General features: G+C 70.2%; 19 protein-coding genes and 1 pseudogene. 8 read left to right on the forward strand and 12 right to left on the reverse strand.

Annotation, left to right across the window (positions count from 1 at the left end):
• Positions 1-4: 4 nt before the first annotated feature.
• Positions 5-892 (reverse strand): amidohydrolase family protein, encoded by an 888-nt coding sequence (locus ACFVYE_RS31205; protein WP_389607791.1) that lies wholly within the window; start codon positions 890-892, stop codon positions 5-7.
• Complete coding sequence (locus tag ACFVYE_RS31210) at positions 889-1791, reverse strand: SDR family NAD(P)-dependent oxidoreductase (protein WP_389607792.1); 903 nt, start codon at positions 1789-1791, stop codon at positions 889-891. The genes ACFVYE_RS31205 and ACFVYE_RS31210 overlap by 4 nt, the downstream gene beginning before the upstream one ends.
• A gap of 157 nt (positions 1792-1948) precedes the next feature.
• Here ACFVYE_RS31210 and ACFVYE_RS31215 point away from each other — a divergent pair, with 157 nt between their 5' ends.
• The 4 genes from ACFVYE_RS31215 to ACFVYE_RS31230 all read left to right on the forward strand — a co-directional run bounded on the left by ACFVYE_RS31215 (position 1949) and on the right by ACFVYE_RS31230 (position 6098).
• Positions 1949-2824: a PaaX family transcriptional regulator C-terminal domain-containing protein gene (locus tag ACFVYE_RS31215; RefSeq protein WP_383962377.1), complete on the forward strand. Its 876-nt coding sequence runs from the start codon at positions 1949-1951 to the stop codon at positions 2822-2824.
• Positions 2825-2937: 113 nt separating this feature from the next.
• Positions 2938-4332 carry an NAD(P)/FAD-dependent oxidoreductase gene (locus ACFVYE_RS31220; protein WP_383962380.1) on the forward strand — a complete coding sequence of 465 codons (1395 nt, stop codon included), beginning with the start codon at positions 2938-2940 and terminating at the stop codon, positions 4330-4332.
• An 82-nt stretch (positions 4333-4414) separates the two neighbouring features.
• Entirely contained in the window at positions 4415-4672 is a 258-nt protein-coding gene (locus ACFVYE_RS31225; RefSeq protein WP_389607793.1) for a hypothetical protein, read from the forward strand.
• 25 nt (positions 4673-4697) lie between these two features.
• Positions 4698-6098, forward strand: a complete 1401-nt coding sequence (locus ACFVYE_RS31230) for a carboxylesterase/lipase family protein (RefSeq protein ID WP_389607794.1) — start codon at positions 4698-4700, stop codon at positions 6096-6098.
• Positions 6099-6882: 784 nt separating this feature from the next.
• On the opposite strand, the gene ACFVYE_RS31235 is transcribed toward ACFVYE_RS31230, so the two are convergent.
• A complete protein-coding gene (locus ACFVYE_RS31235; RefSeq protein ID WP_383962481.1) occupies positions 6883-8706 on the reverse strand; it encodes a glycoside hydrolase family 5 protein in 1824 nt (607 codons plus the stop codon).
• A gap of 268 nt (positions 8707-8974) precedes the next feature.
• Between ACFVYE_RS31235 and ACFVYE_RS31240 the strand changes: the two genes are divergently transcribed.
• Positions 8975-9184, forward strand: a complete 210-nt coding sequence (locus ACFVYE_RS31240; RefSeq protein WP_389607795.1) for a hypothetical protein — start codon at positions 8975-8977, stop codon at positions 9182-9184.
• Between the two features lie 658 nt (positions 9185-9842).
• Entirely contained in the window at positions 9843-10973 is a 1131-nt protein-coding gene (locus ACFVYE_RS31245) for a site-2 protease family protein (RefSeq protein WP_383962394.1), read from the forward strand.
• A gap of 202 nt (positions 10974-11175) precedes the next feature.
• Here the strand turns inward: ACFVYE_RS31245 and ACFVYE_RS31250 are convergent, their stop codons facing one another.
• The 5 genes and pseudogenes from ACFVYE_RS31250 to ACFVYE_RS31270 all read right to left on the reverse strand — a co-directional run bounded on the left by ACFVYE_RS31250 (position 11176) and on the right by ACFVYE_RS31270 (position 14936).
• Positions 11176-11595 carry a molybdopterin-binding protein gene (locus ACFVYE_RS31250; RefSeq protein WP_383962397.1) on the reverse strand — a complete coding sequence of 140 codons (420 nt, stop codon included), beginning with the start codon at positions 11593-11595 and terminating at the stop codon, positions 11176-11178.
• 168 nt (positions 11596-11763) lie between these two features.
• A complete protein-coding gene (locus ACFVYE_RS31255; protein ID WP_389607796.1) occupies positions 11764-12840 on the reverse strand; it encodes an ABC transporter ATP-binding protein in 1077 nt (358 codons plus the stop codon).
• Positions 12837-13697, reverse strand: a complete 861-nt coding sequence (gene modB / locus ACFVYE_RS31260; protein WP_383962403.1) for a molybdate ABC transporter permease subunit — start codon at positions 13695-13697, stop codon at positions 12837-12839. The genes ACFVYE_RS31255 and modB overlap by 4 nt, the downstream gene beginning before the upstream one ends.
• Complete coding sequence (modA, locus tag ACFVYE_RS31265; RefSeq protein WP_383962406.1) at positions 13694-14518, reverse strand: molybdate ABC transporter substrate-binding protein; 825 nt, start codon at positions 14516-14518, stop codon at positions 13694-13696. Before modA ends, modB begins: the two co-directional genes overlap by 4 nt.
• Before the next feature lie 32 nt (positions 14519-14550).
• Positions 14551-14936 (reverse strand): annotated as a pseudogene (locus tag ACFVYE_RS31270) (molybdopterin-binding protein).
• 138 nt (positions 14937-15074) lie between these two features.
• Here ACFVYE_RS31270 and ACFVYE_RS31275 point away from each other — a divergent pair.
• Together ACFVYE_RS31275 and ACFVYE_RS31280 are read left to right on the forward strand one after the other, a co-directional pair.
• Positions 15075-15545: a molybdopterin-dependent oxidoreductase gene (locus ACFVYE_RS31275; RefSeq protein ID WP_383962410.1), complete on the forward strand. Its 471-nt coding sequence runs from the start codon at positions 15075-15077 to the stop codon at positions 15543-15545.
• A 169-nt stretch (positions 15546-15714) separates the two neighbouring features.
• Positions 15715-16404, forward strand: coding sequence for a M24 family metallopeptidase (locus ACFVYE_RS31280; RefSeq protein WP_383962412.1), 690 nt, complete (start codon positions 15715-15717; stop codon positions 16402-16404).
• A gap of 81 nt (positions 16405-16485) precedes the next feature.
• Here ACFVYE_RS31280 and ACFVYE_RS31285 read toward each other — a convergent pair whose 3' ends face one another.
• From ACFVYE_RS31285 to ACFVYE_RS31300, 4 genes are all read right to left on the reverse strand, one after another.
• Complete coding sequence (locus ACFVYE_RS31285) at positions 16486-16893, reverse strand: molybdopterin-binding protein (protein ID WP_383962415.1); 408 nt, start codon at positions 16891-16893, stop codon at positions 16486-16488.
• Positions 16894-17328: 435 nt separating this feature from the next.
• Positions 17329-17889 carry a cysteine hydrolase family protein gene (locus tag ACFVYE_RS31290; protein ID WP_389607797.1) on the reverse strand — a complete coding sequence of 187 codons (561 nt, stop codon included), beginning with the start codon at positions 17887-17889 and terminating at the stop codon, positions 17329-17331.
• Positions 17886-18221, reverse strand: a complete 336-nt coding sequence (locus ACFVYE_RS31295) for a hypothetical protein (protein ID WP_383962422.1) — start codon at positions 18219-18221, stop codon at positions 17886-17888. Before ACFVYE_RS31295 ends, ACFVYE_RS31290 begins: the two co-directional genes overlap by 4 nt.
• Before the next feature lie 200 nt (positions 18222-18421).
• A complete protein-coding gene (locus ACFVYE_RS31300; RefSeq protein ID WP_383962424.1) occupies positions 18422-18664 on the reverse strand; it encodes a hypothetical protein in 243 nt (80 codons plus the stop codon).
• Positions 18665-19351 lie beyond the last annotated feature (687 nt).

Below are 19351 nucleotides of genomic sequence, written 5' to 3' on the forward strand. Positions count from 1 at the left end.
CCCCTCAGCGTTCGGTGAGACCGAGCAGCGCGGCCGCGTTCTCCTTGAGGATCTTCGGACGCACCTCGTCCTTGATCGGGAGGTCGGCGAAGTCGGCCAGCCAGCGGTCGGGCGAGAGCAGCGGATAGTCGGAGCCGAACAGCACCTTGTCCTTCAGCAGGCTGTTGGCGTACTGGATCAGGCGGGGCGGGAAGTACTTGGGGGACCAGCCGGACAGGTCGATGTACACCTGCGGCTTGTGGGTGGCCACCGCGAGCGCCTCGTCCTGCCAGGGGAAAGACGGATGGGCGAGGATGATCCGCATCCCGGGGAAGTCCGCGGCCACATCGTCCACGTCCATGGGGTTGGAGTACTTCAGCCGGATGCCCCCGCCGCCGAGGGCACCGGCGCCGATGCCGGTCTGGCCGGTGTGGAAGACCGCAACGGCGCCCGCGTCCTCGATGGCCTCGTACAGCGGGTACGCCATCCGGTCGTTGGGGTGAAAGGCCTGGATGTTCGGGTGGAACTTGAAGCCGCGGACCCCGAACTCGTCGACAAGGCGCCGAATCTGACGGACCGCCACCTTTCCCTTGTGCGGATCGACCCCGGCGAACGGGATGATCACGTCGGGGTTCCGGAGGGCGGCCTCGGCGATCTCCTCGTTCGGTACCGGCGGAGTTCCGGTGGCCGACTCCGCATCCACGGTGAAGACCACGCACGCCATCCGGCGCTCCCGGTAGTACGCGGCGATCTCCGGCAGGGTGGGGTGGCGGTGCTCCGCCTTGAAGTACGCTCCGGCGGCGCGGTCCAGCTCGGCGGAGAGCGAGGCGCCGCCCTTCTCGGACACCTCCGCGTGGGTGTGGACGTCGATGGCGACGAGTTCGTCCGGGTTCGGCCCGGTGCGGCCCGTCACAGCTGCGGGGCCGGGATGCCGAAGGTCTCGGGGGTGCGCCCGACCGTCACCGGCCAGGCGGCGGCGATGGCGTCGGCGCTCCAGCCCCCGTCGGCGTATGCCACCGACACCTCCTGCGGGTGCGACCACAGGGCGAGCTTGTCACCGCCGATGCCGATGCACTGGCCGGTGATCCCGGCGGAGGCGTCCGAGGCGAGGAAGGCAACCAGGCCCGCGACGTCCTCGGGCGTGCCGAAGCCCTCGCCCTTGCGCAGACTGTCGGGGAAAGCCGTGCCCTGCTGCTCCAACGCCTCGACGTGCGGGGCGAAGGCGGGGACGGTCTTCGTCATCGCGGTCGCGGCGACCGGGATGACGGCGTTCGCGGTGATGCGGGCCTTGGCCAGTTCCATGGCCCAGGTGCGCACCATGGCGGCGATCCCGGCCTTGGCGGCGGCGTAGTTGGTCTGGCCGAAGTTGCCGCGCTGCCCGGCGGGGGAGCCGGCGGCCACGATCCGGCCGCCCTCGCCCTGGGCCCGCATCCGCTCGACGGCGGCGCGGACGCAGGTGAAGGTGGCGCGCAGGTGCACCTCGACGACGGTGTCGAAGTCCTGGTCCGTCATCTTCCAGAGCACCCTGTCCCGCAGGACGCCGGCGTTGGTGACCATGACGTCGAGCCGGCCGTAGCTGTCGACCGCGCGGGCGACGAGGGCCTCGGCGGCCTCGGTGGAACCGACCGGCACCACCTCGGCGACGGCGCGGCCGCCGGTCGAGACGATCTGCCGCACGGCCTCGTCCGCCGCGTCCGAGTCCACGTCGTTGATCACCACGGCGGCGCCGGCGGCGGCCAGGGAACGGGCATAGGCGAGCCCGAGCCCGCGGCCGCTGCCGGTGACGACGGCGACCTTGTCGGAGAGATCCATGAACGGGGGTCCTTTCCCGTGAAGCGGGTGCGGGGCGCGGGAGTCGCGGCCTGAAGCACGCACCGACGGATGCCAAAGCTAGGCACATTTTTATCCACGGTCAACGAACTGCCGAATATTGATCCGGGTGGACGGGCGCCGCGCCTACGCTGTCCCCGTGACAAACCCCGATCCGAAGACGGAACGCGAAGCCGACGCCACGGTCGGCCGCGGCGCCCCACTCCGGCCCCAGTCCCTGATGCTGAGCTTCTTCGGCATCCACGTCCTCGGTACGGGCACCGCCCTGCCCTCGGCGAGCGTGATCGACGCCTTCGCGCGTGTCGGGGTGGGCGAGGACGCGGTCCGCTCGACGCTCACGCGTATGGTCGGCCGCGGCCTGCTGGAACGGCACCGGCGCGGTCGCAGGATGTACTTCTCGCTCACCGCCCGAGCGGCCGAGGTGCTCGCCGACGGCGAGGAGCGGATCCAGCGGACCGGCGCCGTCAACCGGGCCTGGGACGGCACTTGGACCCTGGTCGGCTTCTCGCTGCCCGAATCCTGGCGCCGTGAACGCCACGACCTGCGCTCCCGGCTCGTATGGGTGGGCTTCGGCCCGCTGCAGAGCGGCCTGTGGGTGGCGCCCGGACGCGTCGACGTCGCGCCCATCGCGGCGGAACTCGGACTCGGGGACCGTATCAGGGCGTTCCACGGCGAGGCCGCCGCGCCCACCGAGGCCGGCCCCCTGCTCCGTACCGCCTTCGACGTCGACGCGATCGCCGAGGGCTACCGCTCCTTCCTGGCCCGCTGGGGCGACGGACCCGCACCGGCCGAGGCGCGCGACGACCTCGGCCGCCAGCTCCTGCTGCACACCGACTGGCTCGACCTGGTCCGCCGCGACCCGTACCTGCCGGCCGAGCACCTGCCCGGGGAGTGGCCCGCCGAGCGCGCGGAGACGCTGTTCCGTGAGCTGGCGGCGCGCTTCGCGCCCGGGGCGAGCCGGATCGCGGAGGAGATTCTCGACCGTTGGGATCCGGTGGGGGAGCGGTCCGACTGAGCCCAGCGGCTTTATGTCAACACCATTGACCTTGTTGCGCGCGGCGGAGTCTCATGGGCGGCACTTCGGAGGGTCCGTGTGTCCGGGCTCCTCCGCGACCCGAAGGAATCCCCATGGACCACCTCACCTCGCTCCGGGACGCCGAGCCGAGCCCGTTCTGGCTCGACGACCCGCGCCGCCCGCAGGCCGCCCCTGCCCTCGTCGGCGGCACCACCTGTGACCTGCTCGTGGTCGGCGGCGGCTACACCGGCCTGTGGACCGCCCTCGTCGCCAAGGAACGCGACCCCTCCGCGGACGTGGTGCTCGTCGAGGCGGACGAGGCCGGCGGCGCCGCCTCCGGCCGCAACGGCGGATTCTGCGAGTCCAGCCTCACCCACGGCCTGCACAACGGCCTCCAGCGCTGGCCCGAGGAGATCGGCCTCCTGGAACGGCTCGGGCGGGAGAACCTCCAGGCCATGGAAGACGCCGTCGACCGCCACGGCATCGACTGCGACTGGGAGCGCACCGGCTCCATCGTCGTCGCCACCGAGCCGTACCAGCTCGACGGCCTTGCGGAGGAGGCCGAGACCGCCGCCCGGTACGGAGGCAAGCCGGTCCTCCTCGACGCCGACACCGTCCGCGCCGAGATCGACTCCCCGACCTTCCTCGGCGGCCTGTGGAACAAGGACGATGTCGCCATGGTCAACCCGGCCCGGCTCGCCTGGGGACTCAAGCGCGCCTGCCTCGACGTCGGCGTCCGGGTGTACGAGCACACCCCCGCCACCTCGCTCGACGAGCACGGCGCTGTGATCACCGTCCGTACCTCCTACGGCCGGATCACTGCCCGGCGCGTCGCGCTCGCCACCAACGCCTACCCCTCCCTGCTCCGGCGCCACCGTCCGTACACCGTCCCCGTGTACGACCACGCGTTGATGACCGAGCCGCTGACCGAAGGACAGCTCGCCGCCGTCGGCTGGGCGCGCCGTCAGGGCTTCGCGGACTGTGCCAACCAGTTCCACTACGTCCGGCTCTCCGCCGACAACCGCATCCTGTGGGGCGGATACGACGCCGTCTACCACTACGGCGGCCGCGTCCGCGCCGAACACGACCGGCGGCCCGAGACCTTCGCCACCCTCGCCCGACATTTCTTCACGACCTTCCCGCAGCTGGAGGGTGTCCGCTTCACCCACGCCTGGGGTGGCGCCATCGACATGAGCACCCGTTTCTGCGTGTTCTTCGACACGAGCCACCACGGCAAGGTCGCCTACGCGGCCGGATTCACCGGCCTCGGAGTGGGCGCCACCCGCTTCGGCGCCGAGGTCATGCTCGACCTCCTGGCGGGCGAGCGCACCGAGCGGACCGGGCTGGAGCTCGTCCGACGCAAGCCCCTCCCCTTCCCGCCCGAGCCCATCCGCGCGGCCGGGATCGGCATCACCAAGTGGTCCATGGCGCGCGCCGATCGCAACGAGGGACGCCGCAACCTCTGGCTGCGGACGCTGGACCGCTTCGGCCTCGGCTTCGACAGCTGACGCCGCGCCCCGGCCCGTCCCCTCTTCCCTTCGCACCACCTGCTCCGCCCCGCACCGGGGTACGGGGCGGAGGAGGCCCGACATGAACGCACCCGAGGTCCAGTCGGCCGTACCGGCGACACCGGAACCGGGCGACCCCGGTGCGGCCATGGACACGGCGCCGGTCACCCTGCTGCTGCCCAGCGCCGACGACACGGTCCGCGACATGGGCTGCTCAACATCGCCGACGCCGGTCCGCAGAGCGTCGCTCCGCTCCTGGCGGCGCTTCTGTCGGGAGCCGCGCCCCGAAACGCTGCGGAAGATCCGCCGATACGTCGAACACGACGTACCCCGCAACTGAACCCCTCACCACAGGAGCCCCTCCCATGACCGACATCGTCGTCCGCACCGGCCACGGCCCGGTGCGGGGTGAACACCGCACCGATGGCACCCTTCGCTTCCTCGGCATCCCCTACGCGCAGCCCCCGGTGGGCGAACTGCGGTTCGCGGTGCCGGTGCCGCCGACCTCCTGGACGGAGCCGCTGGATGCCACGGTGTACGGGCCGACAGCGCAGCGCCGTCCGTTTGCCGAGGTCACCACGATCCCGGAGCCTTCGATCCCGGGTGAGGGGGTGCTGAACCTCAATGTGTTCACTCCGGCCGCCGACCCGAAGGCGGGCCTGCCGGTCCTCGTATGGATCCATGGGGGCGGCTATGTGGCGGGATCGGCGGCCAGCCCGTGGTACGACGGGGCGGCGTTCAACCGGGACGGGGTGGTGCTGGTGTCCATCGGCTACCGGCTGGGAATCGAGGGCTTCCTGCAGCTGGAGGATGCCCCGGACAACCGGGGGGTACGGGACTGGATTGCCGCACTGGAGTGGGTAAGGGACAACATCGCGGCGTTCGGCGGCGATCCGGCGAAGGTGACCATCGCCGGACAGTCCGCGGGCGGTGGCGCAGCCCAGACCCTGCTCGCGGTTCCGGCGGCCCGGGGACTCTTCCGGGCCGCCATCTCGGTCTCCGGTGCGGTCATGCGGCCCCAGGGCAGGGACTTGGCCGAGAAGGTGTCGGCGCTGTTCACCTCCCGTACCGGCGTCCCGGCCACCGCCGCCGCCCTGCGCGTCCTCACCGACGACGAACTCCTCGACCTTCAGGACCGGTTGTGCGAGCCCGGTCTCGATGGCGACGCGATGCCGATGCCGCTCCTCGCCCCCTTCGCGGACGGCGAACTCGTCCCCCAGCCGGTGCACGAGGCGCTCGTCGACGGCGAGGCCGGTGAGGACATTGCGTTGATGCTGGGTTTCACTGCCCACGAGTTCCACATGATCGAGCCCCCGGAGCTGGGCGCGGCCCTCACCGACGAGATGTTCCGGGCCCCCGCCCTCGCGATCGCCGAGGCCCGAGCCCGCACGGGCCGCCCGACCTGGCTCTATCAGTTCGAATGGCAGGCCACCGCGCCTGCCTTCGAGGGTCTGGCGCACCACTGCGTGGACCTCCCCTTCGCCTTCAACCTCCTGAACGCTCCCGGCGTTCCCGAGGCCCTCGGCGACCACCCTCCCCAGCCGCTCGCCGATGCCCTCCACGAGTCCTGGGTGCGGTTCGTCCGCGACCTCGATCCGTCCTGGCCGAGCTACACCCCCGACACCCGCGCGACCCGGATCTGGTCCGCCGAACCCCATACCGCGCACGACCCCCTGCGCGATCTGCGGGAGAGCTCTTCTCCGCGTGACGGGCGGCCGGGGCCTGATCGAGCCACGAGCTTGACCAAGAATTCACACAGCTCCTGACCTGATCCTCAACCTCGCCGTCTCGGTTGGTGTGCTGAGGCGCCGCGTACTGTCAACTGGCTGCTGGTCGGGGTGTTTTCTCTGTTCGGGCATGGTGGGTCCCGGCGCGATGGCCGGGTGCTCCGGAGTCCTTCGGGTCATGGGGGCGCGGCTGTTCTCGGCGCACGATGATGCGGGTGCCGGCCGGACAGCCGTCCAGGTCATGGGGGGAAGTCGACCGGGAGCCTGCGGGCGATTCGCTCCAGGCTCCAGGAGGTCGCCCAGCGCCGGTCCTGCCGGCGACCCGTGACGCCGCCCGATCAAGCCGCCCTCCGGGCCCGGAACGGCGCTGCAGCCCCGGGCGGTGACTGTGCCGGCGAATCTGTCCTGCAGGTACTGCTGGAGTCTGTCATCTGTGGCGAGTCCGGCGGTCTTCGGGCGCCGGGACTGCCGGTCGGCAGGTCACTGAGCGGTCGACGCCCGGCAGTCCAGCCGGCCGCCACGGTCGCGTCGCCGCTCATGCGAGATCGTCGACGGCGAACGGCCGATGCGGCGCAGTCGGCCAAGTGCCGCCGGCACAAGGGAGTTGCCCTCCGTCGCCGCGTCAGCCAGGCTCCCGACGAGGGCACCCGAACGCCCGAATGGCGAGGCCATCCCTTCAGGGAGGGGGCGACCCCGCCACGCGTACAAGTGCTGCTCGTGCTTCACACAGCCGCGGCCTGCTCGGCCGTCGGTACACGGAACCGCAGTGCTCGGCCCAGCAGGTCGTCCAGAGACCGCCGTCGGTATTTCCCCATCGTGGGCGTCAGCCCTCAAGTTTCCGGCACAGAAGGGCGTCCGGGGTCTTCCCCTTGGCCCAGGCGGAGGTGAAGGCGACACCCGCCGCATACTCATCGGTACGGCACTGGCCCTTGAAGTTGCCCAGGGCGAACTCGCCGCCCGGCTCCCCGGCAGGCCGGTTGTCTCCACGGTCGAACCAGACGGTCCGACCGCTCATCCCGAGTGTGCGGCCCGCGGGAGTGCACAGGACCGCCGACACCTCCTGGCCTCGGACGCTGTACCCGGAGATGAACTCGTTTACTCCGCACTGGTACTTGGTGTATCCACCGGCCCAGTCGCCCTGCTGGACATGGCGTTCGTCGCGCACCACTGTGGACTGTGCACCGGCAGGGAGGGTCAGGGGAGTTCCGGCGTCGGTGCACAGACCCCGACCACCGCTGTGGGCCAGACCGGCGAGACGCTGGCCGTCGGGGCACGCTGCCTTACGGGCTCCGGAATCCCACTCTCCCAGGGCGCGTGTCCGCAGTGACTGGACCGCGTCTGCGTGATCGAGGTTGAGCATGTCCCACGTATCGGGGACCGCGACCGGGCCGCTCATCTGCGGTGCGCCGGCGAGGCGGCGCCAGTGGGCTGCGCGCCAGTCACTGCCGTCGAGAATCCCCGACCGGCGACCCTGCGCGTCGTAGTTCAGGATCGACCAGGTGCCGTGTCCGGTCCATCCGACCAGTGGCCAGTAGGCGAAGTCGGCGTCCCGGTCGATCAGATAGTCCACGAAGTTGCCGAACCATGCGCGGGCCTGCGGGTTCGTCTCGTCACTGCCGATACCGAACTCGCTGATCCACACCGGCGCGGTGAAGTGACGGCCGGTCTCGCCGGCGACGAAGAACGCCTGGCGGTCCAGCGTCGCGAACAGTTCTTCGCGGGACAGCTCCTGGTAGCGCGGATCGTGGGTCTCGCCGAGCCCGCCGGCACCGGTGTGATTCGGACCCGTGTACCCGTAGAAGTGCGCCGAGTACACGAGCTTGTTCGAAGCCACCAGGGTGTGCGACACGGTACGCACCGGCTCCAGCGTGGGGCGCCAGTGGGAGAACCCGTCGAGGGGGATGCCCTGCCAGTTGATGCCTTCGACGATCACCAGCAGGTCGGGGTTGGCCTCGGTCAGGAGCCGGTCACCGAGGTGTTGGGAAGCGGTCCACCAGTCGTGGTCGTCGCCCCAGTTCCAGTTGGCGTCGTCGGTGACGGTACGGCGGACCTCGTTGTAGAGGTCGGCTCCGACGACGCGCTTGTTGTCCTTGTAGCGACGGGCGAGAGTGATCCAGTCGTTCTCCCACTGCGCGGTGGACTGACTCGTGTTCCAGCGCTCGTTGCCGTCCAGGCCGCAGCAGAAGCGCGAGGTGTTGGTGTGGTTGTTGAGGACCACCGCGAAGCCTTCCGCTGTCGTGGCGGCGATGACGGCATCGAAGACCTGAAGCGGCGTCTTGTCCCGCAGTTGCGGATTGGCGGCGACCGAGGCGTCGGAGACCGGCCTCTGATCGTGCAGCATCTCGTTCGAGAACGGCAGGCGGATGCTGTTGATGCCCAGCTCGTGGAAATCGGCGAGGATCGTCTGGATCGGCGCGCGATCCAGACCCAGCGGCATCTGGTCGGCCTTCTCGCCGTCATGATGGTTCGCCGGGTCGTTGATGTCTCCGGACCCGTTCCAGGACCCCTGAGCGCCATGCCAGTTCGCGGACTTGAGCTTGAAGCGGTTGCCGGAGGCGTCGACGACGTACCGGCCACGGGTACTCAGGGGCGCGGTCCACGCATCGGCCAGGCTGCCCGCGTCGTCCGCGGCCGGTATTCGGGTCATGGGCGGCGCGCTCGTGGAAGCAGCCGCCGTGGCGGCTCCGAGCGCTCCGAGGAGCAGCGCCCCTGACAGCAGTGCCGGGAACAGGGTTCGTCTCACTGTGTCCTCCAGAGGACAGGGAACAGATACGAGGGGATGGTGCTGTTCGCGAGCTGCCGGATCGGCGCCGTGCACCGGGGGACCCGTAAGGTGCGTCCGCTGGCAGGGCTGCCCGAGGCTCAGCTCCGTGCTGTCGAGGACGGCCAGGCGGTGAGGAGTGAGCGAGCGTCACTTGACGGACACCATTCCGGCCCGCGAGAAGGTCACTGAGTGCTGCGGTGAGGGTCACCTCGTCGGTCTCTTCGGTGCGGTTGAGCAGGATGAGGACATCGTGCTCGGCATCGTGCCCGATCGAGGCCTGGCTACCAGGCGGCAGACCGGGCAGGACAGTGGACACACCGGCGTCCCCGAGCGAGTGGTCCAATGGTCGCGCGCATCGTAGCGGGATACGGGGCCGGCCACGTAGCGGGCGGTCCCTGCATGGCAGGTTTGCGTCGTTGCGGCCGGCCGGTCCTTTGTGACCTTGCGTCGTGATCGTGCCCGGTGCAGAGGGGTGTGCCGGCCATGAACGGGTCGGGCGAGGTCGGCCAGAGCCTGTTCGACCCAGTCGTCGGTCAGGGCGTCGTAGTCGTGGTCGGTCGAGGAGCTGCCGGGTGGGCAGTCCGCCGTCGAAGCTCTCCATGGACCAGCCGCCGCCCGTGATCCACGAGCAGGAGTTCGGGACAGTCGGTGCCAGGTGGGGTTCGCGGGCGAGGAGTTCCATCAGGACCTCGCGCACGTCGGCTTTCGAGCAGGCTGGAGCCCGGGTGACCGGCATGGCGACCGTATCCACCCGCACCACGGGGTCGCCACCCGCGTGCGACGGACCTGTCGAACCCCTTGCACAGAGCCCGTGCGGGCGAGGTCACGTCGTCGTGGCGCCTCGGGGTCGCCTGAGCCCCAGCCCGCCCGGCTCCGGCGCCTGCGGGCAGGCCGTAGCTGTCGCGGGCGGGAGATTCCGAGAGTGACAATTGTGGGTGGGCGCGGTACTGGTCGGTTGACGGAGTCAGGTCGCGAGGTCCTGCCCGGTGGACTGGGTGCCGCGTCGGCAGGAGACGACGATGAACGGTTCGGTCCGTGTTGGGCAAGTGGTCGGGGTTCCGCTGCGGATGCACTGGAGCGTGCCCCTGTTGGTGGTGTTGTTCGCGTACGGCCTTGGCCGTCAGACCCTCCCCGCATGGACTCCGGGGCGCTCGGATGCGGTGTACACGTTCGCCAGTGCCGTGGGGGCCGTGCTGCTCATGGGCAGTCTGCTGCTCCACGAGACGGCGCACGCTGTGACTGCCCGCAGGAAGAAGATCGCGGTACAGGATGTCACGCTGTGGGCGCTGGGTGGGATGACCCGGATGGGGCGACCGCAGACGGCCGCGGTGGCTTTCGCGGTGGCGGTCAGCGGGCCGCTCACCAGCCTGGCCATTGGAGGCGCCGCGCTCGGAGCGGGAATTGGGCTGCACAGGCTGTCCGGCTGGGCGGTGCCCGCCGCGGTTCTGCTGTGGCTCGGCTGGGCGAACCTGTTCCTGGGCGCATTCAACCTCCTTCCCGCTGCGCCGCTCGATGGCGGAAGGGTGGTGCAGGCGTTGTTGTGGTGGCGTACGGGAGACCGGGAACGTGCGGATCGGGCGGCCTCCCGAAGCGGTCAGGTCATGGGCGTGCTGCTGATGGCCTTCGGCTGGATCTCCTTCCTGCGCGGGGTGCCGGGCGGGCTGTGGCTCGTCTTCGTCGGTCTCTTCATCACGATCGTCGCCGGCGCGGAACGGCAGCGCGCCGTGATCCACACAGCACTGCGGGGCGTCAGGGTCGCCGATGCCATGTCCAGCCCGGTGACCACCGGCGCCGACTGGCTGACCATCCGGCATTTCATCGACGAGGTGGCAGTGAACTCCCGCCATTCCGCCGTGCCGCTGCTCGATTTCGAGGGCCGTCCCAGTGGGATCGTTGAGGTACGCAGGCTTGCCGGGATACCGGCAGCGCGCCGGGAGACAGTGCGCGTGGGCGAGGTGGCGATCCCGCTGTCGCAGTGCGCGGTTGCGGCCCCGAGTGATTCTCTGAGTGAGGCTCTCGACAAGCTCCGCCCGGGCACTGGCATGCGCATTCTCGCCGTGGACGGGGGCCATCTGGTGGGGATCGTCACCGCGAAGGACATTTCACGGCTGATCCAGCGGCACAGGCTGGGGAGCAAGGGGCCCAGCTGAGTCGGGGTTCCGCAGCGTCGTCGGGGATGTGCACCCTTCGGCCAGGAGGCCAGGAGGCCAGGAGGCCCGGCGGCGAGGCGCACTGGGCGCGCTGGGACGGTGCGGTGCCACGTCCCGCTCCTCCCTCTGCCAGTGGTCGTCCCTTCCATGCGGCGTAAGCGAAGCTGTCGGGCCGATCAGCGCCTGGGACTCCGGTGCCATCTCACACAGCCGCGAGCGAGACCTCGGTCGACTTCATCAGTGCGACCACGGGAGAGCCGGCCTCCAGGCCCAGCTCGGTGACCGCGTCCTTGGTGATCGCGGCGGTCAGCTCGCCGCCGTCGACAGCGATCTTGACGGAGGCCATGGCGCCACCCGTGGCAACGGCGGTGACCGTGCCGGGCAACTGGTTGCGGATGGACAGGCCCGTCACCGGGCCGGTGGCCAGCGAGACCTCCGTCGACTTCACCAGTGCGCGGACGGCGGAGCCCTCGGCGAGGCCGAGGTCCTTGACGGATTCCAGCATGATGGCCGCAGTGAGGTCCTGGCCGCCGTCGAGGCGGACCCTGACCGTCGCCATCACCTCGCCCGGCGAGATGGAGGTGACGGTGCCGGCGATCTGGTTGCGGATGCTCAGGGTCATGGCGGAACGCCTCGTGAAGAAAAGGGCTGATTTGTCGCGCTTCGGTCCTGTTGTGGCCCCCACCGTAGTCGAGGCCGGGCGGGGCCGGCGCTGGACCCATCGCATCTGCGATGAATGAGGCGGGTGATGCCTCGCAGGTCGTGGACGCACTCCCGTCTCTGCGTGTCCTCAGACGGGGTAGGCGTGGGTCTGTGTCGCCTTCACCGATGCCCAGACCTCCGCACCCGGGTGCAGATCGAGTTCGGCAGCGGCGACCGTGGTGAGATCGGCGGCGAGGGGGAGATCGCCGGTGAGGGCGGCGCGGATCTGGTCGCCATGGGTCTCCAGGCCGGTGACCTCGCAGCGCCAGAGGTTGCGGGCGCTGGAGCCGGTGGGCCGGCTGCGGTAGAGGGTGATGGCGCTCGGGGGGAACGCCACGAAGACCGGTCCGGACAGGACCTCCGTGATGGTGATGGCCGGGCCTGCGTCGAGGCGGACTGTGTGGCCCTCGGCGCGGCCCCGGTAGAGGTTGAGGCCGACGAGTTGCGCGATGTAGTCCGTACGGGGATGCCGGGCGATGTCGGACGGGCTGCCCTCCTGGACGACTTCGCCGTGCTCGACGACGACCAGGCGGTCGGCGAGGACCATGGCGTCGAGCGGGTCGTGCGTGACGAGTACGGCGACTGCTTCGAACTCGGCCAGGTGGCGCCGGAGTTGGGTGCGGACCTCCAGGCGGGTACGGGCGTCGAGCGCGGCGAGGGGCTCGTCGAGGAGGAGCAGGCGTGGGCGGGTGGCGAGGGCGCGGGCGAGGGCGACGCGCTGCGCCTGGCCGCCGGAGAGCCGGCGAGGCTTGGCGCCGGTGTGATCCGCGAGACCCAGGCGGTCGAGCCAGTTGGCGGCCTGTGCACGTGCCTCCGCCTTGGTCGCCCCCTGGCAGCGCGGCCCGAACGCCACGTTGTCCAGGGCGGACAGGTGGGGGAAGAGCAGGTAGTCCTGGAAGACGACGCCGACCGGGCGGGACTCCGGCGGTGTACGCTGCAGCGTCGCGCCGTCCAGCCGCAGATGACCTCCGGTGAGCGATGTCAGGCCGGCGAGCGCGCGCAGGGCGGTGGTCTTGCCGGCGCCGTTCGGGCCGAGCAGAGCCACCACTTCGCCGGGCGCGACGGTCAGCGCCACGTCGAGGCGGAAAGCTCCGCGGTCCACCACGAGGCGGGCGTCGAGCCCGTCCAGGGCGGTGCCGGTGCGGTCGTCGTGAGTCTCGGTCATCCGGCGGTCATCCAACGGTCGCGCAGCCCGGCCAGCACCGCGATGGACACGGCCAGCAGCACCAGGCTGAGGGCGATCGCCGCCTCCGGGTCGCTCTGCAGGGCGAGGTAGACGGCAAGGGGCATGGTCTGTGTACGGCCGGGGAAGTTGCCGGCGAAAGTGATGGTCGCCCCGAACTCGCCGAGCGCGCGGGCCCACGCCAGGACCGCGCCGGCCGCGATGCCCGGCGCGATCAGCGGGAGCGTGACCCGGCGGAACGCAGTGAAGCGGGACGCGCCCAGGGTGGCCGCCGCCTCCTCGTAGCGCGGGTCGGCGGCCCGCAGTGTGCCCTCGACGCTGATGACGAGGAACGGCATGGCCACGAATGCCTCCGCGACCACGACCCCCGCCGTGGTGAACGGCAAAGTGATGCCGAACCACGAGTCCAGCCACTTCCCGACGATGCCGTTGCGACCGAGCGCCGTCAGCAGCGCCACGCCGCCCACGACCGGCGGCAGGACGAGCGGGAGCGTGACGAGAGCACGGACGAGGCCGCGGCCGGGGAACTCGACCCGGGCCAGCAGCCAGGCCAGCGGCACGCCGATGACCAGGCTCACGGCGGTGGCGGCGGTGGCGCAGACCAGGGACAGCTGGAGCGCCTGCCATACCTCGGCGCTGGTCAGCTGCTCGGGCATGCTGCGCCACGGGGCCCGTACGAGCAGGGCGATCAGGGGCACGATCAGGAACGCCAGACCGATCAGCGCGGGCACGAGCAGAGGCAGCGGTACGCCGCGGCCGCCACCCGTCCGGACACGCCGACGCCGCGGCCCACCCGGGAGGGTGCCGGTCGCGGCGTCGGACTTGACGGTCGAGGTCACGGCTTCAGGAACCCGGCCTCGGTCAGGACCTTCTGGCCCTCGGCGGACTGCACCAGCGCGATGAACGCCTTGGAGGCATCGGCGTTGGGGGCGTCCTTGAGCAGGGCGATCGGGTAGTCGTTGACGGCGTCGGCCGACTCGGGGAACTCCACGCCCTCCACCTTGTCACCGGCCGCCTTCACATCGGTCTTGTAGACGACTGCGGCATCGGCCTCCTTCAGCTCGACCTTGGTCAGGGCGCTCTTGACGTCCTGCTCGTACGACACCGGGGTGAGCTTGAGACTGCTGGCGTCGAGGGCCTTCTGGGCGGCGGCGCCGCACGGCACCTCCTTGTCGCAGAGCACGACCTTCAGGCTCGACTTGGTGAGGTCCTTCAGGGAGGAGACCTTGTCGGGGTTGCCAGGCAGGGTGGCGATCTCCAACTGGTTGCGAACGAAGGTGGCGGGCGTACCGGAGGCGTCGCCCGCGTCGGTGACGATCTTCATCGTCTTGGGGCTGGCCGCGGCGAACACGTCGGCCGGGGCGCCGCCGGTGATACTCGCGGCGAGAGAGTCGCTGCCGCCGAAGCTGAAGGTCACCTTCGTACCCGGGTGTTGCTTCTCGAACTCCTTGCCCAGGGTCGTGAAACTCTCCTTGAGGGAGGCGGCGGCGAAGACGGTCACCGTGCCGGACAGCTTCGGCGACGAGGAAGACGAGGAGTCGGACTTCGCGGAGGAATCCGAGTCGGACGAAGAACAGGCGCTCAGGGCCAGCAGCGCGGCGGTGCCTGCTCCGGCCACCTGCAAGGTCCGGCGGGTCCGGCGCGCGGTACGGGTTGTCACGGGTCCACTCCCTCTGGTCCTGACGGACACATCTACGGTCTGTCGACGACCACGTTGGTCGACTTGATCACGGCAGCCGCCGGAACACCGGGCTCCAGCTTCAGTTCCTCAGCCGACTCGCGGCTGACCGGCGCCACCACCCGGAACGGCCCGGCCTGGATCTCCACCTGTGCCGACACGTCTTCGAGGATCACGTCGGTGACGATGCCGGAGAGGCGGTTGCGGGCCGAGGAGCCGGTGGAATCCCGCTCCGTACGGTGCGACTGCCGGGCGTAGCCGCGAGGGCCGGACCGGGGATGATCCGGCGGCCGATTTCGTCGCTTTCGGCGGTGAGTCTCCCCCCGTCGACCAGACGCCTCACGGTGTCGGCGCTGACGCCGAGCAAGGCGGCCGCGTCCCCGGTCCGGTAGCTGTGCATGCGCTGATCATACTTCCGCAGATGCGAGGGGAAAGTCTTCTGTGGCTTTGCATGAGCCGGATTGGTAATCCTCCAGGATTGCATGTGCGTTTGTACAGGATGGGTATCCGGGTACGGACATCCGGGAGGTGGTAGTCCGTGAGTCAGTCCCACGCAGTGGCGGACACAGTGGCGGAACTCGCCCTCACCGGCGATCTGACCCGTCCGGCCCGCCTGACGGTGCCCGACCTGCTCGCCTGGCCGCAGCACGAGGCCGACGTCAGCTTCGAGTGCGCCACCAGTGGCATCCGGCACCACCGCTTCACCGGGCCGCTCCTGCACGACGTCCTGTCGGCGGCGGGTCCCGTTTTCGACCCCGCCCGCCGCAAGGACCGCCTGCGCTTCCTGATCGCGGTGTCCGGCGCGGACGGCCACCACGCCCTGCTGTCCTGGGCGGAGATCGACCCCGACTTCGGCCGCGCGCCCGTACTGCTCGCGGCCACGATCGACGACACTTCGCTCGACCGCGCCGGCGCCCAGCTCGTCCTGCCCCAGGACCGCTGCGGGGCCCGGCACATCAGTGGCATCAACGCGATCCGAGTGGACGGTGGCTACACCTCGTGGGCGTGACACCGGGCAACACCCGTAAGGCACCGGCGAAGGGCGACCTGTGAGCTGGGTGGAACCGACGACCCCGTGGCGGCTCTGCGCGAATGGGCCCGGGTGATCGCCCGATGCGGGACCTACCGGCGCCGGAATCACGTTGCCGGAGGCGATCCGGTTGACTACGTTCGGCCCCATGGCGGATGACGAACCCACACGCTCGACAAGGCTGTTGGATGCCCAGGCGAAGGCCGTGCGACTCTTCGCGGAGATCGAGGAGCGCGGGCTGGTCGCGCCGGGCGAGGGGGAGCGGGCGGTCAGCGACCGGATCCGGGACTTGGCGAACGAACTGTTCGGCACGACCCGGCACTGGCACAAGCGCATCGTGCGCTCCGGGCCGAACACGCTGATGCCGTACCGAGAGAATCCGCCGGACCGGGTGATCGGCGCGGACGACATCGCGTTCGCCGACTTCGGGCCGATCTTCGAGGAGTACGAGGCCGACTTCGGGCGGACCTTCGTCCTCGGCGGCGATCCCGTCAAACACCGGCTGCGCGACGACCTGCCGAAGGTCTTCGCGGCGGGCCGGCGCTTCTTCGAGGCCGACCCGGAGATCACCGGCGCGCGGCTGTACGCCGAGGTCGAGCGGCTGGCGGCGCAGGCCGGATGGGAGCTGGGCGGCTGGCATGCCGGGCACCTGGTCGGGGAGTTCCCGCACGAGTGGATCGAGGGCGCGGACACGGAGTCGTACATCGCCCCCGCCAACGACACCCCGATGCGGCGCACTGACAAGGCCGGGCGCCGCTGCCACTGGATCCTGGAGATCCATCTCGTCGACCGGGAGCGGGAGTTCGGCGGCTTCTACGAGGAACTGCTCACGCTCTGATCCGACCGGTGCGCCGGCGGGGACGGGGGCGCATTCGTACTCGGTCACCGACCGACCCCCGGGGAGGCCACCGTTCCTCAGTCAGACGCGGTCGATGTGTACATTCGTCGACTTCACTCGGGCGGTGGCCTCCATTCCGACCTCCAGCCCCAGCTCCTCCACGGCCTCCCGCGTCAGCAGCGACACCAGCCGGTGCGGGCCGGCCTGGATCTCCACCTGGGCGGCGACATCACCGAGTTTCACCGCGGTGACGATTCCGGGGAAGGCATTGCGGACCGAGGTGTACGAAGCGTCTTCCTCACCGCCACCGCCACCGCCGCCGCCCTTGGCCAGCTCCACGGAGAAGACGGCAAGATCCTTCCCCTCGATGAGCCGCCGCCCGCCCTCGTCCCGATGGGTGGCCACCCGGCCGGCGTCGGCCCAGCGTCGAGCGGTGTCGGGGCTCACACCGAGGAGCCGGGCGGCCTGGCCGATTGTGTAGAACTGCATACACGCCAAGATAGGCCCATCCACGGACGCCCATGCCCACCGCACCGGTCTGCTCGAACCAGGCGGGAACGGGAGCCTCGTCCCGGTCGACAGTGGTGTTCAGGCTCGGGCCGCTTTCGATCCTGCCGGACTCGGCGCACTGATGGACGCGGTCGGGCAGTACGAAGCGACCTGCCTCGCGGACGGGCCCTGGGACTACGCCTGCACCGGACCTGTGGACCACCCGATCCGGGGCCGTCTCGACCAGGGCAACCTCGCGAAAATGGTGGACCTCGCCGCCGGCACCGCTGCCCCGCCCGGCTCGTCGAAGGCGGCATCGCTGCCTACAAGGATTCTCGCGTACCGTGACGGTGCGTCATGGCAAGGTCATGCCCGAAGCAGCAGCGATGCGCCGACGTGCGCCACCACACACACCAGTCTCTCCCCGGTCTGCCGCTAGCGGGGTGTGGTGGCATTGAGCCAGTCGTCGACGGTGACGACGTCCGCCCACTGCGGGAACAGCTTCTCGGTGAGGAACCGGTGAACCTCGGCGTCGGTGTCCAGGCAGGCGTCGGCGAGGACGGTGAGGGCGAAGTCCAGGTCGTTGGCCTGGCACAGGGTGTGCAGCACCACGGCGCTGGTGGCGATGCCGGTGAGGACGAGGCTGTCGATGCCGTGCGCCCTGAGCACCACGTCGAGGTCGCTGCCCGAGAACGCGCTCGCCCGTCTCTTGGTGACCACCACCTCGCCCGGCCGGGGCGCGACTGCGGGGTGGATTTCGGTGCCGGGGTCGCCCTCGACATGGAGCCCGGCTCGTGCGACGGCGGTGAGTGCCCTGTTGTGCGGGCCGACTTCCGGAAAGCCCGGGCGTAATGCGATGACCACGTAGATGACAGGAATGTCTGCCGCCCGAGCACCATCGATCGCCCTGCGCAGGCGCGGCAGGTATCCGGAGCCGTCGTCGACAATGTCCACGACGGCTCGCTGGACGTCCATCACGAGAAGGGCGCTGCTCATACGGTCTCCAGGAACGACGTCAGTTCGGCGCTGAAGCGGACCGGGTTCTCCATGTTCGGGTAGCGCGCGGCCGCCGGCACCGTGGCAGTCTGCCCGCCGGGGACGAGTTTCGCCAGGCGGCCTGCCATGGCGTCCTCGCAGAAGTAGGCGAGGCTGGACTGTATTTGAGGGTCGGGGGCGTGCGAGAGGTGGTCCAGGACGTCGGGGGTCAGGTGACGGGCGCGCGCGACGGTGCGCCGGATGGCTGCGCTCGCGGAGGCAGCCAGGCGGCGCATCGCCTCGGGGGCGTCGAGCTCCTCGACCCGGTCCACACGCCAGTAGGGGGCGTTCATGGATAAATAGAGACATTCATGGATTGGTGTACTCGATTGTTGTCCGCCGGCGCCGTGGATCTTCTCGGCACCGCGCGCAGCGCGACTGACATCGCCCATCCCCGTACGGTTCCCCTCCGTCGTGCTTCACGCGGTCAAGCGGCGCGCCGAGGCCGACGACCGATCGGTGGCCTCGTGGATCCGCGCTGTCGAGCACGAGCTCAACCGGACGGCGTGACCGAGAACCACACGCCGAACCACTGCTCGGCGCCGTACTCCTCGAACCGCTCCACCTCGGTGAACCCCTGCCTCGCCGCGAGGCCAGGGCGCCGCCCGAGCAGCCGCCGCTCGCGCAGCACCAAGTGCTCCACCGCGACACGGAATTGCGAACCGACCCGACGCGCCCACGGCTTCGCCGGGTCTTCCACCACCCAGTGCCCGCGCCACTGCGCGTATCTGCCCACAGTCTGCGCGTTCGCGACGACCTCCGCCCGTCCCGCCGCCGGTAGGCGTCCGCATCCGTCGGCGCCGAACCCGGGACGTATGTCCAGGGCGCCGAGCCGCCCTTCGCCACCGCCGCCGGAACCTCGCGTAGCCGCCTGTCAGCGGCGAGTACCACGGCCTGTCATGCGGCAGCACCGTGGCCTGCGGTGCGAGGGGGAGTACGAGGAACTGGTCGCGATGCAGTAGTCGGTCGACGACGCACAACCGCTGCCCGTCGGGGCCGGACAGCTGGGCGTTGTGGCCGAGGACGAACATGCCGACGGCCCCAGTCGACGTGACCGTTGGTCCGGGCTTCGTCACCGGGGGAGAGTTGATCGCTGCATTCGGCGTGTTGGCGGTAGACCAACGACCCCGTCCAGGCTGCCGGTTCACGGCCTTTTGTGCATGCTTCGGAGTCACTGGGTACCCCGTGTCCCTCGATTCCCGCCGGGCGTCGAGAGTTTCATGGTCGTTCCCGAGACGCCGGGCCATCGAGCCAGGATCGACTGACCTTCGCACCACCCGTGACCAGTGACCCCACCCGCACCGCTCCGATAACATGATCGAATTCATGGCGATCGCCCTCATCGCCCGCGCTTCACCGGAAAACCGTGCTATCCGGCACGAAGACTGACCTACCTGACCAACATCTAACAAATCGGCCAATC

The organism is Streptomyces sp. NPDC058239 (assembly GCF_042882185.1).
Lineage (GTDB): Bacteria > Actinomycetota > Actinomycetes > Streptomycetales > Streptomycetaceae > Streptomyces.